Origin of the sequence: Gaoshiqia hydrogeniformans (genome assembly GCF_049347105.1) — a bacterium.
In the GTDB taxonomy this organism is placed as follows: Bacteria; Bacteroidota; Bacteroidia; order Bacteroidales; family Prolixibacteraceae; genus Gaoshiqia; species Gaoshiqia hydrogeniformans.
In genome coordinates this window covers 305,772-324,974 of the sequence record NZ_CP186334.1, presented here as the reverse complement: position 1 = coordinate 324,974, position 19,203 = coordinate 305,772, and the positions used below count along the sequence as shown (strand labels likewise).

Genomic DNA, 19,203 nt, shown 5'->3' with positions numbered 1-19,203 from the left:
ACACCATATCCGACAACGAATACCGAATGAAGGCTATCGCATACACATCGACATGGAAAGCATCGAATAAACAGCACAACCCGTGAGCCGGGTGCAGAATTGAAGCGGATATGTGTTGCTGTTATTCATGAATATGCCTCGTATTAAGTGATGCAAACCTAAAAAAATGTTTTTAGAATAACAACGGGCCTTGTAAAAAGTTCAGAAAGTTTACTGCACCGGGAACTGGATCTGTTTAAAGGTGAATTCAATTAAATGGTCATCCACAGGTAAGGATATTTTCAGGTAAGCCGCTTCGGGAAAGGCAGGGAAAAGCACCTTGCCGTACATGGCATAATTACTGTCGAGGGTGGTTTTCCGAATGGTTGATGCGGCCCAGCTGTCTCTTAAATGGTTCAGATCCTGAGCCTGAAACTCAGCCTCCATTCCCGATATCCGGACATCGTCAATCATGTCGGCGGTAATCTCTCCGGCCAGGTAATCGTTGTGAGGATTGTTGTCGGTGCCGGTAATAATTGCTGCAGCGAGGCCAACGCCAACTACGGCTAAGGTTGCCCCGAACTGATTTTTTTGCCGGGCTTTGTTGATGGATAGTTGTTTGTCGATTCCCATGATTTCGCTCTCCGGGTCAATGGCGGCTGCCTGGTTTTCGGTCAACGGGGTCATGCTGCCGTTGTAGGCCCTGCACGAAAACGACGCCGGATCAATGAGGATGGGCATGTTTGAGCCGTTAGTGATGTGAAAGTCAAATAGGTATCGGTTGTCCTCCAATTTGTCAAATCCCACTTCGTAATGCACTCCGTAAACCGAATCGCTGACAAATGCTTGTCCGAACAGCCATTTGTCCGGTTCGCGGTCGGGTTCGAGGCGGATAATGTTTTTCGGGACAGAACAGGATTGGATTAGCAGGATGACAAAAATAAAAAGAAGCGGAAGTCCGGCATTTGTTTTCATAACAGTCTGTTTTCGTTCCCCGCAAATTTACCAAATCCTGTGCCAAAGCCTACGGTATTTTCAACAAATCCCTGATTACGACCGACGAACAGATGCAACCAAACACCGGGGGCAGGGTTAGATTTACTAACAGCACCATCGCCGTGTGGTTTATCCTGTTCCACCGAATAAGGCAACTTTGTCGTTACAAACGACCGCAAGCTAATCCCTCGTTACCGCTAATGCTAAGTCGGGGGGAAGCGGGTAGGCTCAAGTTCCAAGTTTCAAGCTCCATGCTCCACGCTGTAATGACCAATTAACGAAGACGGGAGAACGGAGAACGGACAACGGTAGCAAGTCGCCTTTCACTTTGTTACTTTGGCACTCAGACACTCAGGCACTTTTTTAACGCAGAGAACGCCATGAAGCCGCAAAGTTTCGCAGAGAGCAAGCTGTAGGTTTCAAGTTCCATGCCCGTGCCCCACGCTGTAATGCCCCTGCTCTTCCGGATATGCACCAACATAGATCAAGGTGGCTGGTCAGCTTTCAACATATCCCGAAGAGCAGGTTTGTCCTCCACCCCGGGATGAAATATAGATCAGGCCGGTTACCCTCCGTTCATTTTTTTCCAAACTGCCTGAAAATACCCGCCGCTTTGAGACATCCTGCGATGTGCATCAAAGGCATCAGATACGTTTACCAACTCGTAATCGTTCAACATCGTATCATAATCATTTAAACAAATTGGAGTTACAACACCTTTAGTTTTCGAGCTCTCCTTGCCGTTTCGGGCTTGTAAAAGATAGATATAATTGCAGGAGTCCAGTACATAGCTCAGGTAGTTCTTTACCAGATCCGGTTCCATTTCGCCAAAGCTTGCCGCGTTCCAGAAAATATCGAACCTGTTTTTTTTGAGCAAGGGAAATTTCCAGTTGCCCAGCAGATGTACTTTCCCTTTCTCCAGCTTATTCAGATCTGTCCAGCCCAAAGTCTCCAACGATTTTACCACGGCCACTTCTCCCAGGGCTTCCGAAAGGTATCGCTCGCACAGGAAGAGGGTATAGGGCAAATCAAAACAGACAATGGTCAAATCGGGAAAAACTTTTTTTAGCACCTCAACCTGAAAACCGGAACCCGAACCTAATTCCACGATTGTTTCTGTACCGGTGATCTTCAGATACCTTTGGGCAAAACAAAGCCGAATGTAAAAATTCAGAAACTGCATCGTGTATTTCTTTCCCTGTATTTCAAACAGATCCGATGGATTTCCAAAAGCGCTGGCCTCTATTTCTGAGATAGATTTCAGGTTGGCCAGTTCTCCCTGGATTAAACAGTTCTGATACGCCATCTCCCGGATATCGCCTAACGACAGCGAATAGGGCAAAGTTGCCCGGTTTGTAATAAAAAGCCTGCGAATCAGTTTTTTTGAAAACTTTACATAAAAAGGCATATTCGGATGATAGGTATAAACCGATTCGCTGAAGCCAAATGTGCCGAAAATTGGGTAATCACCGCTTCTTAACCGGCTAAAATCGGCGACCTCTATTTGATGGATAATTTTTTCTTCGTACGCCTTCCAGTACCTTCCGGCCTGAAATATTGCAGGAGATTTATCGTACTCGTCTAAAAGTGTTCTTAATGATTGCATGCTTTTTTCTCAGTTTAAGTTCTAAATTTTATTTCAGTCGTATTTTCTCTTCTTATTTATGTTCTAACTGCCGATTTGTAATCGGCGCCTTGCCCGTTGAGGCAAATTCCGTCGAAAGCCGTGCAAACCAATTTTTGCTTTACACGCAAGACACGGTTTGCAAAACCGCGCCGGCGGAGGCCACCCGGCAGTTGCCGGGCAGCTTCTTTGGCTTGTTAAAATTAATTTCTCACATATTCCATGATTGTCCAAATCAATTGCTTATAAAGCTTAACGATTGATAGCTTTTTTTGACAACTTTCTTTTGGTTAATAAAAAACTTCAGAAAATATAAGAATGACTTCCTAATCTTTGATTCCAAACCTTTTTGATTCCAAATCAATTGATCTTGAATAATATGGGCACCAATTGATGTCCGTATAACAGAGTATTCTCCTCTCAACAATGAAGAAAAATATTCTTTAAAAACTTCTGTCTCATAATCAAACTGAAAAGTAAAACCGGCACATGATAATTCTATATAGTTTTTAAATAGGATGATTGTAAAATTGGTATCATGATCATTGTTGTGAGCAATGAAAAGCTCTATATATTTATTATCAGTAATCAAGTCACTTTGTTTGCTATAGAGTTTATTATTTGTGTCTCTAAGTTGTGCCAACATAATGTCACAGATACTTTTTTGGGGGACATCTAGTTGTTTGAGACTATTTTCCAACTTTCTGATTATATCTACCATCTCCACCATGGGTAATAATATTTCCAATATCTGGGATTAAAATATAGATGAGTGTTATTCAGATTCAAATGCCATGCCTTGATACTACCCGCAGCCCCACTTCCTTTTAATGCAGAACGGCCATGTACATGAATTTGTAATCGGAATCTTGGTTCGGACAGAGTAATATCAACAAGGCTTTTCCCTCCGGTTCTCGCATATTGACTATACATCCCTCCAACAGCTAACCCCCATTCTGCCGTGTTAACGAAAGCATCAACTCTCTCATTTCCTATAACCTCAGAACCATTTAGGTGCATTGCTTTTGGACCCAATACAAATGATTGAGCTGTCACAGATATCCCATCTATCAAATCATATGACATTCTTCCAAGAGGGTTATTTGTTTCACTCCATCTGTCAAAGAAGCTTGGGTTATATGGTTTGATTTCACCCGAATAATAGCCTGCATTAGCCAAAAAAACTTCTCTATCAGTCTCTCCATATACCTGTCTCGCCTCTTCAATATTCCTCAGGGCATTGTTTACTGACGGGTCATGATTCGCCGATGGGTAGTAAAATTGATGAAAGCCGCTTGAATTGTTTCCAATGCCTACTTTACCAGTACTCGTATTGTAACCAACACTTACATCGGTACCCGGCGAAACAGGAACACTTACAAACGGAACCGCCGTACCGCCATTAATCGAAACACCAACACCAAAATCAGGGATGCCCGCATCGGCCATTTTCTCCCTTAATTTGGTCGTATTATCATTTACCCACTGCATGAACTTTTGAAAATGATAAAAAGGATTGCCCCAACGCCATTTATAGCCTGAGGGGTCGGTATAAATAAGCGGGTTATTCAAACAATACGAATAACGGTTAAAGCTTTGGGTAAAACCAGGCGCCTGTACTACCGGGTCGGGGCTTAAAAACCTGCCAACTACCGGGTCATACATCCGGCCGTTCATGTTATACAGGTTAAAGTCAGCCAGGTATTCATGTGCCGTAAAACCACGGCCGGCAAACAGGGCCGGCTCGCCGGTGAGGGTATAGGTCCAGTCGTCTTTATCCCTGCGGCGGCCCCAGGCATCAAAGCTGTATTCGTCAACCACGCCGGTGCCGGCATTCTTCAGGTGGGTCATGGTACCCAAATGGTCGCGGAAAATGTTGTACACTGTCCAGCTGCCTGTGCCAACTTTTTTGGCTACCGCCACGGCCGTGTATGCGTCGCCGCCTATCCAGATGTATTGGGTAATGGTTCCGCCAACATCTTCGCGTTCGCAACTGCTGCCGAAATACCAGCGGGTTTTGGTGGTAACGCCGCTTGTTTTCAGGGTCATGCGGATGCGCTGGCGGTCGGCATTGTACTCAAAGTCGGCCGTTTTATCGCCTTCGGTAATTTTTTTTACTTTTTCAAACGAGTAATATTCGATTTCCTGGTCGGTTTCCGGTATGTTTTGCGCGCCGGAGATCTCGCTTACCGCGTAACCATCGTACAGGGTATAGTCGCCGGCATCGCTTTTCGAATAAATATTGCCGTTGTTATCGGGGGTGTAGCTGATGTCCAGGTCCTCCGGCCCTGTTACCGAAGCCAGGCGGTCGAGCTGGTTGGAATCGTACCCGAAACTTTCGGTTTTATTTTTCAAAAAGTTGGTACGGGAATTCAGGTTCCCGGTGTTCACATCAAACGAATAGTTGTACTGCTGCACCCCGCTGGCCGCAATTTGCGAGAGCATGTTGTTGCTGTCGTAGTTCCACGATGCTGAAGCGCTTCCGATGGTTGCCTGTCTGATGTGCCCGTATTCGTCCATAGTCGTCAGTTGCCAAACCGTTGCCGTAGTGCCGCCAGCTGTAAACCGGATCTGGTACAAATAACCGCTGTTGGTGTCATAATCGTATTGTTCATACTCCGTAGTCCCGTTAAAATATTTACGGTATAGGTTGTGTAAGATAGCTAAAAATTTAAAGGAAACCACCCGGCAGTTGCCGGGTGGCTTCTTTGGCTTGTTAAAATTAATTTCTCACATATTGTCGTTACAAACTGCCTGTCCCGATTTAATCGGGAACAACCCGCTTCCCCCTCGTCACCGCTGGCGCTAAGACGAGGGGGAGCTGGGGTTCAGTTTACAGTCTCTGTTAAAATTACTTATGAAAATCCGCTAACAATTTATTCAGCATTTCGACTTCTTCTTTTTTGCTTTCATCGGCATATATTTCTTCTACACGCTGTTGAAGCAGTGAATACTCATTTAAATTATTAATCCTACCTCTTTTAACGACTTTATTAATCTTATCTACACGCTTTAAGTCTGCTTGTTCTACATTCTCCCCAAGTTTTTCTTTTAATAACTGGCTTATTTCTTTCTTTTCTTTTGGAGGGAACATTTCTACAAGCCAAACATTTAACTCTTTATTGACTCGATTTAAATATTTGAGATCAGATTTCTCGTAAGCATTGTCTATGCTTCTTCTCATTTCTTCAAAAAAGACATTTGATCCTTGATTTTGGACTATAAAATCATAAAGCACATAGAACCTATCTTTAATTTTTTTTGCGTCAATTTTTGTAGTCATAAATTCACATTTTTAATAACCTGTATATGGAGCGAGTGGTCCAAATTGAACATTAGATATCAACCAAAATGGATAACCTGCTGGATTTAATTTAGATACACCTCTAATCTTATTTGCAATCAAGGGGCTTCCGACTCCTCCATAGAAATCGATGACCTGTTGTTCTCTACCTCTCATTGCTGGGTACCCTACTGCGCTTCCCACATTCATCAAAGCGCTATGTACTACCGCCGGTCCAAAACCTAGTGCATTATATGCATGTCCTGCATCCCTTCTTTTAAGCACCCAGCTCCTCCGGATATGCACCAACATAGATCAAGGTGGCTGGTCAGGATTTGCAATCCTGACCTTGTAGCCTGGGATTTGCAATCCCATTAATGCAGCTGCCTTTGTCATACGAATTCAATGTTAACCAAGCCTTTTTCGCCCGCATAATCCCTTGCGGAACTGTACAAATATTCCTCGGGATTTGCCACCAGTTCAGCCTTTACCGGGTTGTTGCGGATATACTCCATTTTTTCTTCAAGAAACGCCGTCATATAATTCAAAGAATCAACAATCACGTGCTTGTACACCGGGCGCGTAAACAAATCAATCCATCCTACAACGGTCAACGAGAAGTAGTAAGTATATCCCGGCGATATCTTATTGCGTATCCCCATAGGCGTGAAGGTATAAATTATTTGGCGTATGCGGATTGCAAATCCCCTGTTAATAAGGTCAGGATTGCAAATCCGGTACCAGCAACCACTGCCCTCGACATATCCCGCCGAGCAGGGATGCACGGTTTGCAAAACCGCACCAGCGGGGGTGAGGCCCCAGTTATACCCAAAAATAAAAGCCCCCCAAACCGGAAGGCTTTTATTTTAGTACTTGCTTACGCAAAAGGTTCTTTGTTTTTGGTGATTATAAATCCCCTGTTAACAAGGTGCGGATGACATATCCGCACCAGCCGCTACCAACGTTGGGCATATCCCGAAGAGCAGGAGATGGTTCCGACGGTCGATTTTTTATTTTTTTTCTTACAACCTCTCCAATTCATCTTCACTGGCTGATTTTTTCTGAATTCCTTTTTTGAAATTGTTGAAGTTATATTTTACGGTTAACCTGATCCAGCTGTTATCGTGGTCGGGGACTGAACCTGCAATAATGTTCCTGTAACGGTCTTCCCACGAGGTGTCGGAGGTATTGAAAATATCATTGGCTAACAGCGATAGCTGCAGCTTATTATTGAAAAAAGAGGTATTGACGCCTATTGATAAGTTACTGTTATGTTGGTAACAGGTCATCAGGTCTTCATTGTCGCTGTTGTAAACATAGTCGGCAAAAACGCTTGTCCGCTCGGAAAGGGTGAAGTTCTGATTGACCTTAAAATAATAGGACAACTTTTCTGTTTTTCTTATTTCATCCATAAACGGGATTTTAATGTATGGCTTTTCTATGTTCAAACTAAAGGTGCCCCCATACCACTTTACAGCAAGTGAATAATCAATGTTTACAAAAAGATATTGTGCCCTGTCAATATTTACAGGTGTATATTTAACGATGTCGGGCTTACCTTCATCGCTTACAGCGCTATATATCCGGGCATTTATGTCGTTCCGGTACCCGGCATTCAGGAGCAGGTTCCTGAGCAACGATAAATCAAGGCTGTAAGTATTTCTGATGGTTGGTTTAAGCCGCGGATTCCCGACAGCATATGAGTTGGCGTCGAAATAGTTAATATCGGTACTAAGCTCCTTAAATGCAGGGCGGCTTATTTTCCGGTTATAACTTAGCGTGAGGGAAAAGTTGCCGGAAAACTCCTTATTTACAGAAAGTGAAGGGAACCAGTTGCCATATACCGAATCTACGACCGTTTCGTAGTCAGATTTTACCGTGGTGGAGGTATGTTCGTACCGGAGTCCGGCGCTTGCTCCAACGTTGTCCCCCTGGTAATTCAGCATCGCGTAGCCGGCAGCAATCCGGTCGTTAATGGAGTTAATGTCGGTGTATTTATTTTCTGCTGTAAGCAGATTGGTAGCTGTCGTTATTCCGTCTTTATTTACACCGGAAAACTTTCCTCCTGTCTTTAATCCAATATCATTAAGAACAGCGGTTTCAAAATCAACCCGGGCACTGTACACATGGTAATTGTTCCGGCTTTCCAGCATGGTGTTAATCAAAGAAAGGTCAGACAGGTTGTATTCTTCAATATGTTCCGGGGAAATATCCGACACCTCCGAATAGTCGCCGATTACCGATAGTGTACTCGCGCTGTCGATTTTAAACGAATAATTTAGGCTGTAGGTCGATAGATTATGTTCTTCGTCTGACTTTTTACGAATATCCCGGTTTACGGTTGGCGAGTCGGTCCGCTCTATTGTTTGGGCAGTCTGCGATTTATTGTCCGTGTTTTCTCTTTGTAAAGTCACCTGGGCCCCAACAGCGTGTTTGTTGTTTATGGCGTGGTTTATCAAACCGTACCAGTTGTGCCGCCCGCCGGAAGATAGCCGGACTGCCGAATTGCTGTTGTTTATTACATAACCGGGTTGCGTATTGATTTCATAAGCATCTTCGAGGTTTTTATATTTATACAGGCCATACAAATAATTCAAGGTAAAATCTGTATTTCCCGATTTACCGTTGATGTTCGCGCCTATCCGGTTGCGATATCTTTTTGCGAAATAGGAATAGTTGTAAAGCTGAAAATTCAACTTGTCTTCCGTGATTTTTTTTGTTGTAATATGGACAACTGCATTTCCCGAAGCGCTGTATTCCGCCGAAGGGTTGCGGTCGATTTCGATGCTAGTAATGTCATTCGACTGAAGGTTGGCTATTTCGCTGCTGTTTCTGATCTCGCGCCCGTTCAGGAAAATAATAGGGGAACCTTTCCCAAACACGGTAATTTTGTCGTTATTGTCCACCAACAGGCCAGGGCTCCTTCGTAATACATCGAATACATTTCCGGCTTTGCTAAGTGCTGTTCCGGGTACACTTATTTGCAGGCGTCCTTCAATTTGTTTAAATACAGGACGCCTGCCCTTAACGGTTATTTCATCCATCGCATTAACCGATTCGTTAAGCATGACCACACCTGTATTTCCTATTGCTGTTATAACTGTTGTCTCAAAGCCAATGCTGCTGATTTTCAAGAGGAAAGGAGATTCTTCCCAGTAGGTCCGTTCAATCTTAAAATAACCATTTACATCCGTTGTTGTCCCGGTTATAAAGGATGAATCAGGCAGGCTGTACAAAACGACATTAGCGAAAGGGACAGGTTCATTGGCCGTAGCGCTATGAATATGCCCTTCCATATTTTGCCCAAATGATAATTGGATGGCCAACAAACACGAAAATACACTCATGGTAAATATCAGGAATCGATATGGCATAACGGTCTAATTGATCTGGTTTTTGAATAATGAATGGTAGTAAGAAGAACTTGCAGTCAATCTTTCATGTGTTCCTTTTTCAATAATTTTTCCATCATTTAATACAATTATCTGATCTGCACTCTTAATTGTATTTAAGCGATGAGCTACAATTATCACTGTTCTATTTAGAAAAAACCTTGAGAGATTTTCAGAAATTTCAGCCTCGTTGTTTGCATCAAGAGAGTTGGTGGCCTCATCCATAATCAATAATTCGGGATCTTTATATACTGCTCTGGCAATTAATAATCTTTGCTTTTCTCCGCCACTTAACAGAATCCCTCCTTTTCCAATCAACGAATGATATTTCATTGGCAACGAATTTACATACTTGTCTATACAGGCGATTCGTGAAGCCCAGCCTATCGTCACCGCTGGCGCTAAGACGAGGGAGAGCTGGGTTTTTTGTTTGTTTGAAGGGCAGATCAATAGTTATTAACCTGTCCCTGAGTGAAATATTCGATTTCTGACCTAAGCAATCTCTTTTTAACGACTTGCGGTAGGGGAGGAAGCTTTTTTGTTACAGTATATGAAAACTATCCGGTATTGTCGGATGGCTTTTTCGGTCTATTACAATTTATCTCCCTGCTACCTGTAACAAGAGACTTACTTCGCCCGCGATAGCGGATAAGCGATCTGGATGTTGAACATGCGATTCTTGAAATCTTCTTGTTCCCACGGACCACCTGCCACTTTGCCCCCAATGGATTGTGGGTCGAGCGCCTTAACATACTGAACCGAACAGTCCATCGGACCCAAAGCGATACCAGCTCCCAAAAGCCAGTTAAACTCGGTCTTGGCGGTTCTGTATTTGTAATTCAGCAGCCATGCAGCTTCAACCCCCGATTCTACAAACAGCTTCGACTTGGTGGTGTAGCGTAGCTTGAGCGGCAGCGTCAGGTAGTGCTTGGAGTATTCCCTGAAATCTGTTGAAATAGCTTCGTCGTAGCTGGGATCGGAGCCCACCGTGCCGGTTGCATCCGTACTGTATGTATAATAGGTTTGCCCGTTGAACAGGTAGCGGTAGCCCAGTCCGGCTTGTACAGAGAACCCGGCCCAAAGAGGTATCGCCCCGTAAGCTCCCAGCCCGGCATTCCATCCCTCGTGGGTATAACGCAACGAACTGTTTTGTACTGCCGGAAAATAGTGACCAGCGGTACCATAAACCCACCATTGGATGGGATGCTTGCCCTGTGCCTGGCACAGGTTCGTTGCTGTAAAAAGCAACAGAAGTGTAAGAAACTGTTTCATGGTTTTTTGTTTTTATTGTTATTGAATAACTACCAATTATAGATTAAGGATACTGAAGGGATTACCGGGAAGATGCTGACGCTTCGTAGTTTTCCTTCTTTTTTATGATAATACCAGGGATTTAAGCGGTTGTAAACATTGTAAACCGAAAAGCTCCAGGTGCGGCTACGGTTCCCCTTCAACTGCTTGGTGCTCGAATAACCCAGATCCAGGTGATGAAATGCCGGGGCCTTATAATTATTGGGGCTATCATAGGTCACACGGTTTTCAAACCAAGGCATCCCTTTAAACCAGTAATTTTCCATTCCCGGCAAAAGTAATCCCGGTTCGTTGTTGTCGGGGACACTGAGGTAATTGCCCGACTGCAAGGTAAACCCAAAAGATAAACTTCGCTTTTTACCCACCGGAGCACCGAGCGCATAACTCCCGTTAAGGGATAAGTCGTGCCGCCTGTCGAAACGGAAGGGGAACCAGTTGCCTTGGTTCAGCTCGTTAAAGCGCCGCTCCGACTTCGAAAGTGTGTACGAAAACAGACCTGTTAGCCTTCCGCTTTGTTTTTCCAAAAACAGTTCAGTTCCGTAAGCGCGTCCTTTGCCTGTTATGACGGAGCTTTCCCAACTGTTTTCCAGCGATGAACTAAAGCTTTCCCCGTCTTTAAAGCGGATGAGCTTTTTCATCTCCTTATAATAACATTCAAGCCCGGCCCGGTAGCTTTCATTGATACGCTTTTCAATTCCGAGCGAAACTTGCTGCCCGCACTCCGGTTCAATGTTCGCTGTTGAGCCTACCCAAAGGTCGGTGGGCAGTCCCTGTGTTGAGTTGCTGAGCAGATGCAGGTATTGACTGGTTTGCATGTACGATGCCGAGAATGAATAATTATTGCCTGCTGCCAGCGACAAAGCCAGACGGGGTTGAATGCTGAAATAGGTTTTCCCTTTAGGCGAATAAGCAGCCAGACGCACTCCGCCATTGATATCGAACGGCCCCAAATGAACCAGGTTTTCCACATAAGCAGATCCCAAAACGGCGTTATTTTTATTGGCATTTCCCAAAGTCGTAGCAAAGTCGTTCGACCGGGTGCGGTATACTTCAGGTGAAAAGTCCAAAAGGCTCAGCTGCGAACCAAAGCGAAGTGAGAAGCCCGGCTTCACGTTGTATTCGAAATCGGTTTTGAAACTGTAGTCCTGCAGCCGGCTTTGCGTACTGAAACGGGCGGATCCTTCCTCCCAGTCACTTTTGCCTTCCTGCTCGTAATGGTAAAGACTGGCATAAACTGAAGAGTTCGAAAACAACCTTGGCCCCCAAAGCTTGTTCCATCGCAACACGCCGGTCAGGTTCCCCCATTCAAAATGGTTCCGGTTCTTGAAGCCTTCGTCTTCCGATTGGTAAAACTGCTTGTCCCTCCCGGTATAAAAGCTCAGGTAAAGCCGGTTATTCGTGTCGATAATCCAGTTTGCTTTGGCGTTGATGTCGTTGAACTTGTAACCAAAAACCTGGTCCGAATCGGCCAGCTTCTGCATTAAAACCAGGGGCAGATCGATAAACGAGCGACGTGCCGCGATAATAAACGAAGCAGTATCCTTTTTAATGGGAGCTTCGTAGCTCAACTGTCCGCTAATGGGGCTGATTGAAAACGAAGCATGATTCTCTTTCATATTGCCTTCGCGGGTCGATACATCGACGACTGAAGCCAATCGCTCACCAAAGCGCGAAGGAATGCCTCCTTTATAAAGCGTAACATTCTTAATTACAGAACTGTTGAAGGTCGAAAAGAAGCCGAAAACGTGGTAAATATTGTAAACTGGCGCCCCGTCAAGCAATATCAGGTTCTCATCGCCGTTCGAGCCTCGCACATTCAATGCCGCCGTGTTTTCACGGCCACCTTTTATCCCCGGCTGGTATTGGATGGCCTTCAGCACATCAGTTTCGCCCATGAAGAACGGTAGTTTCTTTATCTGCTCCAGGTTCAAACGCGTATAATTCAAGGTGGATAGCTCGGGGTGTCCCTGCCTGCCTCTCCCGGCAATAATCACTTGTCCTAGCTCCAGACCGGGTTCCAGGTTAATCAATATGGTGCTGTCCTTTTCTAGCTCAATAGTTAAGGAGAGCGGCTTGTAACCTACATATTGTATTTCGAGCTTGCTTTTTCCCTCCGGAATGCGCAGGCTGAAAAAGCCAAAGTTATTGGTAGAGGCGCCGGTTTGCGTAGCCGGGTTATAAACCGTTGCGCCGATTAGCCGCTCGTTACTTCGGGCATCCTGCACATAGCCACTGAGCAGGCAATAGCCCTTGCCCCATGCGGCCAAGGGTAAAAGCAGGCTTAGGGTGATGATAAGCCTATTCATCGTGGTAATTGATGTAAGTGAATGAAGCCGAACCAAAAATGCCAGCGCCGTTTTTAACATTGGAGTATATGACAACCGGATCGCTAAAAGGCAATTCCTGCCATTCTTCAATTATCCACGACTGAACTGAGGATTTTAGGTAGCGGTCGTAGTGTTCGTCGGCACAAAAGAAACAGTCCTTATCTCTCGTAGTCAACGATTTGCGAAACTGCCACGAAGTTCCATCAACACCGCTATCGGTCTGGCGCACATAAAAGTGGTAGTAATAGCCGAGCAAATACTCGGAGTCAATTTCGCGGTTAAAATTATCAGCTTGGGGAGTGAAATAGGAAATTGACTCCGGGAAATTATATTTCTCTTTCTCCCAATACCAATACAGCGAGTAGTTCCAATAATAGTTCGACCCCACAGGGTCGCTAATCTTATAATCTACAGACAAGTAATAATATTGCGCATATTCAGCATAATCCCAACCGGGATTTTTCGTTTTGCTAACAACAGTGGTGTCAATTACCGGTCGCGGAGGTACGGTAGTCTCGGCGCTTAGTTGCAAGTCGGCTCCAATCGTAACCAAAACCTGGTAGCTGGCATTTATCTTGGGGTAAGCACTCAATTCGTATTCCCCCTTATCCAAATGGATAGCTTTACCCAATTCCACCCCGTTTGGCTATTCCGGAAGCTACCACCCAGTAATCCGGCGTATACCACCCAGGTTGAGTAACTAAATCGAAGAACTTATTTGACTGACAATATTACCGTTTTTTTCTTAAACTCTCACCTTTTAGTTCAAACCGGTGTGCCGTATAGACGATCCTGTCCAGAAAGCTGTCGGCCACGGTGGGTTCGGAAAAGACATCAAACCAACTGGCCACCGGCAACTGGCTGGCAATAATGGTTGACTTTCGGGCATGGCGGTCCTCGATGATTTCCATCAGATCCAGTTGCTGTTGTCCTTCCAGTGGCGATAATCCAAAATCGTCCAGGACAAGCAGCTCTGTTTTGGCCAGTTTGTCAAAAACCCGGGTTATAGTGCCTTCCAGTCGGGCAATCTTTAGTTTCATCATCAGCTTTTGCATATTAAAATACGCTACGCTATAGCCCAGTTCGCACGCTTTCAGTCCCAGGGCCGAGGCCAGTGAACTTTTGCCGACCCCGGTTAGTCCGACAATGATCACGGCCTCCCCGTTCTTGATGTAATCGCCCATGCCCAGCCTTGTCAACAGGGATTTGTCGATTCCCCTTGCCGGGTTGGTGTCGATTTGATCCAGGCTTATCCGGTAACGAAAGCGGGCATTCTTTTCCAGCCGGCTGAACCGGTTCATTTTACGCTGGTCCTGTTCTGCCTGGAGCAGCAGGGCCAGCCCGTCTTCCAGGGAAAGTTCTGTAGTTTTTCTTGTCTCAATTAATGTTTTCCAGCAGGCGGCCATCCCTGACAACCGAAGCCCGCTGAGTTGGGTGATCATTTGATCCATCTTCTTTTCATTTTTGGTTTGTACTCTGATTATTTTCCTTGATTATTGATAGTCTCCCCGGATGTTTCCGTGTTTGGGGAGTTTCTTTATGGTTGAAGGCTTATCCGATGTCATCCTGTTTTCGATTCGCCTGCGAACAAACTGATAACTTGGTATGCCGTTGGCAACGGCCACCCGGCAGGCTTCTTCAAAACAGAAGGGATCGGTTTTGCGTTGAAGGCTCAACAACCCCTCACAGCGTTTGTATAAAACCTCGGGCGTTTCTTCCTTTGCAAACATCATCTTCATCAGGCAGAGCAGGCCATCTGACCGTTTGCGGGCCAGGTCCATGTAGTACCCGGGGCTGCGGTCCATGTAATGCTGATGGGCCGATGGCATGTGCTCCCGCACGAGCGTATATCCGAAACCGATGGTGCGCCGGTGAGTGGCAACCAGCTCTGATTTGCAATAGATCCGCACCAGGGTACGGGTATAAACCACACTGGCCTGTTCCCCGGTGCAGGCGTAAGGAACCGAATAATAGTGTTTGTCCCGTGCCAGGTAAATACAACTGTTTTGCTGCACCCTCAGGCTCGCATAATAACGGATATCAAAACCTGACAGGGGCAAGGCTTTTAACAGTCCTTTTTCATCGGCCAGAAAGTGTTCTTCGCGGCTGTACTCCCGTTGTTGCATCCGGGTCTGGTTATGTTGCAGGATCTTTTCGCTGATCGCCCTGTTCAGGTCGGCCAGGGAAAAAAAGACATGGTTACGCAACCGGGCATACACCCGCTGGTAAACCAGCTTAACCTGGTTCTCCACCAGAGCCTTGTCTTTTGGGGTCCGCACACGCGCAGCCAGCACGGCAAAACCATAGTGGTTGGCAAAATCGTCCATCACCCGGTTAATGTCCGGTTCATACCGGTCGGTTTTGATCACGGCAGCCTTGAGGTTATCACAAACCACAATTTTGGGGACACCACTGAGTGCCTGCAAACAGCAGCCAAGTGCATAAAGAAAATTTTCCGTGTTCTGATGGGAAACAGCCATGGCAAAGCTGTAATCCGAGTAAGGCAGGGTAGCCACGAAAACATACGCTTTTATCGCTTCCCCGGTCTCACGATCAACGTAAGAGAGCGTATCCCCTGCAAAGTCGACAAAAAGTTGCTGCCCGGGCTGGTGGGTCAGCACCGCGGAAGATTTACGGGCTACACGCAACTGGTTTAAATGAAAGCAGAACTGGGAGTAGCTGTACCCCTGCGGGTGCTTTTCACGGTATTCCTGCCAAAGCAGTTTGATGGTCACGTGCCTGCGTTTGAGTTCTCCTTCAAGATAAGGGAGCATTTGTTTCAGCTCATTAAAGCGATCTTCCAGGTAGGCCGGGTTTCCGGCATGAAAACGGCCTTCCAGCACCGGATCATCCAGGGTAAGAAGCTCTCCGATATCCAGTTTCCCGGATGCTATTTTTTGCATGTAGTTGTTGACCGTCCCTTTGTAAATGCCGAGTTCTTTTCCGATCTGACGGTTGGACAGCCCGCTCTGATGAAGCCTCAAAATTTGTTTTAACTGACTCATAAGTATTACTTTTCTTGCCATAATCCGTGTGCTTGATTGGTTTTATAAGCACACAAAGTACTCGAAAAGTTACTCAGGGAAACCAGGTTAGTGGGTGCATATGCTCCGGATTCTGTCAGAACCCGCCAACGGGATGCCACGAAAAAATATCCACCTGTCTGCCATTGGATTAGCGGCCCATTTTTGGGTGGTCATGCTCCGGAATCCGTGCCGTTTTCTCCCGTTTTCGGATAACTTGCACCCACTGGGTGGTTATGCTCCGGAACCGGTCTGGCCGGGGCAGCGTGATTCCTTCAAAATCACATTTTACAACCTAAAATGCCCCAAACAACCCCGTTTTTGGGTGCATATCCGCCGGAATGTCATGTTTTTTCCTTTTGAAAAACGTTCATTTCCTCTGGATTCTTTCTAAATTACTGGGTGGTTGTGCTCCGGATTATCCACCCGTTTTCATACAGGCTAATCCGGGCATCGTCAATCGCTTCAAAATCGTTATCGTTGTCAATGGCTTGGGTATAATACAGGCTGAGGTGAATAATGGAATCCGGGTTGAGTACGCAGTTCAGGCAAGCTTTCTGCTCGGAATTGTATTCAATATCCACCACTTTCTCGCATGAAAGCAGTGCCAGTATAAGTAAGACGAATAGGGGGCGTTCCATCTTTGTCTAATTTACTTTATTTATATGCCCCCAACGTTACCATTGAGGGCATATGCTGATTCTTGATTTTTTCATTTCATTACCTGCAAAATAATTCTTTTACTCATATTATTTATGTTTAAAAAATATAAATAATGTGAATGCCTATAATTATCTGTGGGTAAGCTTATATAGAATTAACTTTTAGTAATATTGAAACTCTTCAATATAAGTTTGCCCTGTAGGGAAAGAATAATGCCCTGCATCTCGATGAAGGATTAGGAATGGGCCTTCACTTGTACCTCTAAAGCCTACATAAGCTTGAAGACTTACCATACCTGTTTCTAAGTAGTCTGGGGTACAGGGAAATCGCTTTTAAAATATTAATGTTCTTCATAGCTTGAATAATTATTACTATATTTATCACGGTTTTGGGTTTCGTCAAAAAAATGACTGTTCAAAACGCAGAAAATCGTACTAAACAAAATGTTTTCCAACAATTTTTCTCTACCTTGGAAGATCCCCGCAGAACAAACAAAGGCCATTTTTATTACCCGCTCGACGAGATACTTTTTCTTGTTATTGCTGCTGTGATCAGCGGTGCAGAAGAATGGGTCTCTATCCAGTTGTTTGGCAAGGCGAAGCTGGAGTGGCTCCGGCGTTTTTTTCCCTACAAGCACGGAATACCGTCCCATGATGTTCTCGGGAAGCTTTTCTGCCGGTTGGACCCGGTGCGTTTTAATGAATGTTTCATGGCCTGGGTCAACTCTATTTCTGATCTGACCAAAGGGGAGGTTATTGCATTTGACGGGAAAAGCATTTGCGGTTCAGGCCGGTTGGGTATACCCAAATCAGCAGTGCATGTGGTTTCTGCCTATGCCGCACAAAGCCGTTTATGCCTGGGCCAGGTTGGGGTTGACCAGAAAGAAAATGAAATTGTGGCCATTCCACAGTTGCTTGAACTACTTGCCATCAAAGGGTGCATCGTTACCATTGACGCGATGGGGTGCCAAAAAGAAATTGCCCGCAAGATCATCGGGCAAAAAGCCGACTACATTTTAATGGTGAAAGACAATCAAAAGGAACTCAAAGAACAGGTTGAGAAAATATTCCGTATCCAGAAAGATTGCACCCAGGACCAGACAATTGATGCCGGACATGGAAGAGTTGAAACCAGGACATGCCGTGCCACCGGGAAGCTGGACTTTATGGACGAGAAAGAACAATGGGAGGGGATACGGTCGGTGGTACAAATCAAGAGCGAACGGTATATTAAACAAACAGGGCAAACCAGTGAAGAAACCAGGTATTACATTACCTCCCTGAAACCAGACCCGGCAAAACTAAACCAGGCTATCCGTTCTCATTGGGCAGTAGAAAATAACCTGCACTGGTCTTTGGACGTGGTATTCAACGAGGATAACTTATTAAAAAAGAAGGATTACTCAGCGAGGAACTTTAATATTATTGCCAAAATTGCCCTGGCCTTGCTCGAAAAGGAACCATCACTTAAAGCATCCAAAAAAAAGAAAAGGCTCTTTGCTGCACTGAAAGACGATTACAGAGAAAAAGTACTCAAAGTTTAAAAGCGATTTCCCTGGTCTGGGGTAGTATTTGACCCATACGAATACTGGATTGGTGTAACTGAAAAAAAGACATAAGCTGTTTGAAGCTCTTCACTTTCGTCTCCCAATTCAGTATATCTGGTAACATCAGTTCCGTACTTGAAATATAACCGATTAAAATAATACACCGTGCGATAGTCGTTCCATCCGAAGATACTCTTTTTCTGGCCTCGTTGACGTAGATAGTACCTGTTATACCGCTGCCATTCCTTGTCGGCATACCATATCCTTATTTTTTCGACCATTAATTCGTTTATAAATCTCCGACTTCCAAATGTTCTCCAACCGGAAAAATTGTCAATTGTAGATGTTTGGGAAGATTTAGATTTCATCTGAATTTCAACCATTTCGTCCCCTGTGTACTGCGCAATGTTTTTCAGCTTGTTCAAATTACCATCATAAACCGCGTTCCTCCCCGACTTAGTATATTGAAACACGCTACTTCCAATCTTCATGATTCCATCGCTATTGAGAAGGGGTGTGTAAGGGGTAGGGATGAATGGATAATCAATGGAGTTGTCTTCTTCATCGCTTTCATTAAAACTTAGCTGGTTGGCGTACTTCGCTTTAAATGCCAGGAACTCTTCTCGTGAACTAATGTTTTCATACTCTTCAAATAGAGGTTCGTACTGACTTCTTGCTGAAACCAAACCCAAACTGTTTTCCCAAGCTTCAATCTGAGAACTCGTCATTTTGGAGAGTGCGTTCAAAAGACTGTCGGCAGTGGTCAGATCCTTCATCACCAAATAGCCATTCTCCAAATAAACGTCACCAGATGATCCTTTGGGTTCGACCTTGCTGGTTGAAACATCATCCAAATTCTCTTTGCTACAGGCAAAGAAAAACATTAAACCAACTGCCCAAAAGGCGAATAAAAATAATTTTTTCATTTCTTTGTTTTTTATATGGGACTTGAGAGCTGTAACTCTCAAGCCCCGGTTAAATAAACTCGCTGCAATCCGGTTCTTTACGAAGGGCTGGATTGTTTTTTGGTAAGCCCTTGAATTATATATTGTTCTTTGG

General features: G+C 44.9%; 17 protein-coding genes. 2 read left to right on the top strand and 15 right to left on the bottom strand.

The genetic code is table 11. The features are described 5' to 3' along the window. Positions 1-210: 210 nt before the first annotated feature. The 13 genes from ACOIT5_RS01380 to istA all read right to left on the bottom strand — a co-directional run bounded on the left by ACOIT5_RS01380 (position 211) and on the right by istA (position 15,917). Entirely contained in the window at positions 211-954 is a 744-nt protein-coding gene (locus ACOIT5_RS01380) for a hypothetical protein (protein ID WP_423128677.1), read from the bottom strand. Between the two features lie 586 nt (positions 955-1,540). Further along, entirely contained in the window at positions 1,541-2,581 is a 1,041-nt protein-coding gene (locus ACOIT5_RS01375; RefSeq protein WP_423128676.1) for a putative sugar O-methyltransferase, read from the bottom strand. Between the two features lie 253 nt (positions 2,582-2,834). After that, positions 2,835-3,329, bottom strand: coding sequence for a hypothetical protein (locus ACOIT5_RS01370; RefSeq protein ID WP_423128675.1), 495 nt, complete (start codon positions 3,327-3,329; stop codon positions 2,835-2,837). Beyond that, positions 3,314-5,284 carry an RHS repeat-associated core domain-containing protein gene (locus ACOIT5_RS01365; protein ID WP_423128674.1) on the bottom strand — a complete coding sequence of 657 codons (1,971 nt, stop codon included), beginning with the start codon at positions 5,282-5,284 and terminating at the stop codon, positions 3,314-3,316. The genes ACOIT5_RS01370 and ACOIT5_RS01365 overlap by 16 nt, the downstream gene beginning before the upstream one ends. A 166-nt stretch (positions 5,285-5,450) precedes the next feature. Continuing rightward, entirely contained in the window at positions 5,451-5,882 is a 432-nt protein-coding gene (locus ACOIT5_RS01360) for a hypothetical protein (protein ID WP_423128673.1), read from the bottom strand. Between the two features lie 392 nt (positions 5,883-6,274). Next, positions 6,275-6,544, bottom strand: a complete 270-nt coding sequence (locus tag ACOIT5_RS01355) for a hypothetical protein (RefSeq protein ID WP_423128672.1) — start codon at positions 6,542-6,544, stop codon at positions 6,275-6,277. Positions 6,545-6,904: 360 nt separating this feature from the next. Continuing rightward, a complete protein-coding gene (locus tag ACOIT5_RS01350; RefSeq protein ID WP_423128671.1) occupies positions 6,905-9,256 on the bottom strand; it encodes an outer membrane beta-barrel protein in 2,352 nt (783 codons plus the stop codon). Positions 9,257-9,262: 6 nt separating this feature from the next. Then, the gene (locus ACOIT5_RS01345; RefSeq protein WP_423130602.1) at positions 9,263-9,667 is read right to left on the bottom strand and encodes an ATP-binding cassette domain-containing protein; all 405 of its coding nucleotides are present in this window, start codon (positions 9,665-9,667) and stop codon (positions 9,263-9,265) included. A 234-nt stretch (positions 9,668-9,901) separates the two neighbouring features. Then, the gene (locus tag ACOIT5_RS01340) at positions 9,902-10,546 is read right to left on the bottom strand and encodes a hypothetical protein (RefSeq protein ID WP_423128670.1); all 645 of its coding nucleotides are present in this window, start codon (positions 10,544-10,546) and stop codon (positions 9,902-9,904) included. Positions 10,547-10,575: 29 nt separating this feature from the next. Beyond that, a complete protein-coding gene (locus tag ACOIT5_RS01335) occupies positions 10,576-12,891 on the bottom strand; it encodes a TonB-dependent receptor (protein ID WP_423128669.1) in 2,316 nt (771 codons plus the stop codon). After that, positions 12,884-13,543, bottom strand: a complete 660-nt coding sequence (locus ACOIT5_RS01330) for a DUF4249 family protein (RefSeq protein WP_423128668.1) — start codon at positions 13,541-13,543, stop codon at positions 12,884-12,886. The genes ACOIT5_RS01335 and ACOIT5_RS01330 overlap by 8 nt, the downstream gene beginning before the upstream one ends. 100 nt (positions 13,544-13,643) lie before the next feature. After that, complete coding sequence (gene istB, locus ACOIT5_RS01325; protein ID WP_423127130.1) at positions 13,644-14,363, bottom strand: IS21-like element helper ATPase IstB; 720 nt, start codon at positions 14,361-14,363, stop codon at positions 13,644-13,646. 42 nt (positions 14,364-14,405) lie between these two features. Beyond that, positions 14,406-15,917 (bottom strand): IS21 family transposase, encoded by a 1,512-nt coding sequence (gene istA / locus ACOIT5_RS01320; RefSeq protein WP_423126725.1) that lies wholly within the window; start codon positions 15,915-15,917, stop codon positions 14,406-14,408. Positions 15,918-16,050: 133 nt separating this feature from the next. Here istA and ACOIT5_RS01315 point away from each other — a divergent pair, with 133 nt between their 5' ends. Then, positions 16,051-16,329 (top strand): hypothetical protein, encoded by a 279-nt coding sequence (locus ACOIT5_RS01315; protein ID WP_423126726.1) that lies wholly within the window; start codon positions 16,051-16,053, stop codon positions 16,327-16,329. A 1-nt stretch (position 16,330) separates the two neighbouring features. On the opposite strand, the gene ACOIT5_RS01310 is transcribed toward ACOIT5_RS01315, so the two are convergent. Next, positions 16,331-16,576: a hypothetical protein gene (locus tag ACOIT5_RS01310; RefSeq protein ID WP_423128667.1), complete on the bottom strand. Its 246-nt coding sequence runs from the start codon at positions 16,574-16,576 to the stop codon at positions 16,331-16,333. A 428-nt stretch (positions 16,577-17,004) separates the two neighbouring features. Between ACOIT5_RS01310 and ACOIT5_RS01305 the strand changes: the two genes are divergently transcribed. Continuing rightward, complete coding sequence (locus ACOIT5_RS01305) at positions 17,005-18,141, top strand: ISAs1 family transposase (RefSeq protein WP_423126340.1); 1,137 nt, start codon at positions 17,005-17,007, stop codon at positions 18,139-18,141. Here ACOIT5_RS01305 and ACOIT5_RS01300 read toward each other — a convergent pair. Beyond that, positions 18,138-19,070, bottom strand: coding sequence for a DUF4848 domain-containing protein (locus ACOIT5_RS01300; protein WP_423128666.1), 933 nt, complete (start codon positions 19,068-19,070; stop codon positions 18,138-18,140). The genes ACOIT5_RS01305 and ACOIT5_RS01300 overlap by 4 nt on opposite strands. Positions 19,071-19,203: the final 133 nt, after the last annotated feature.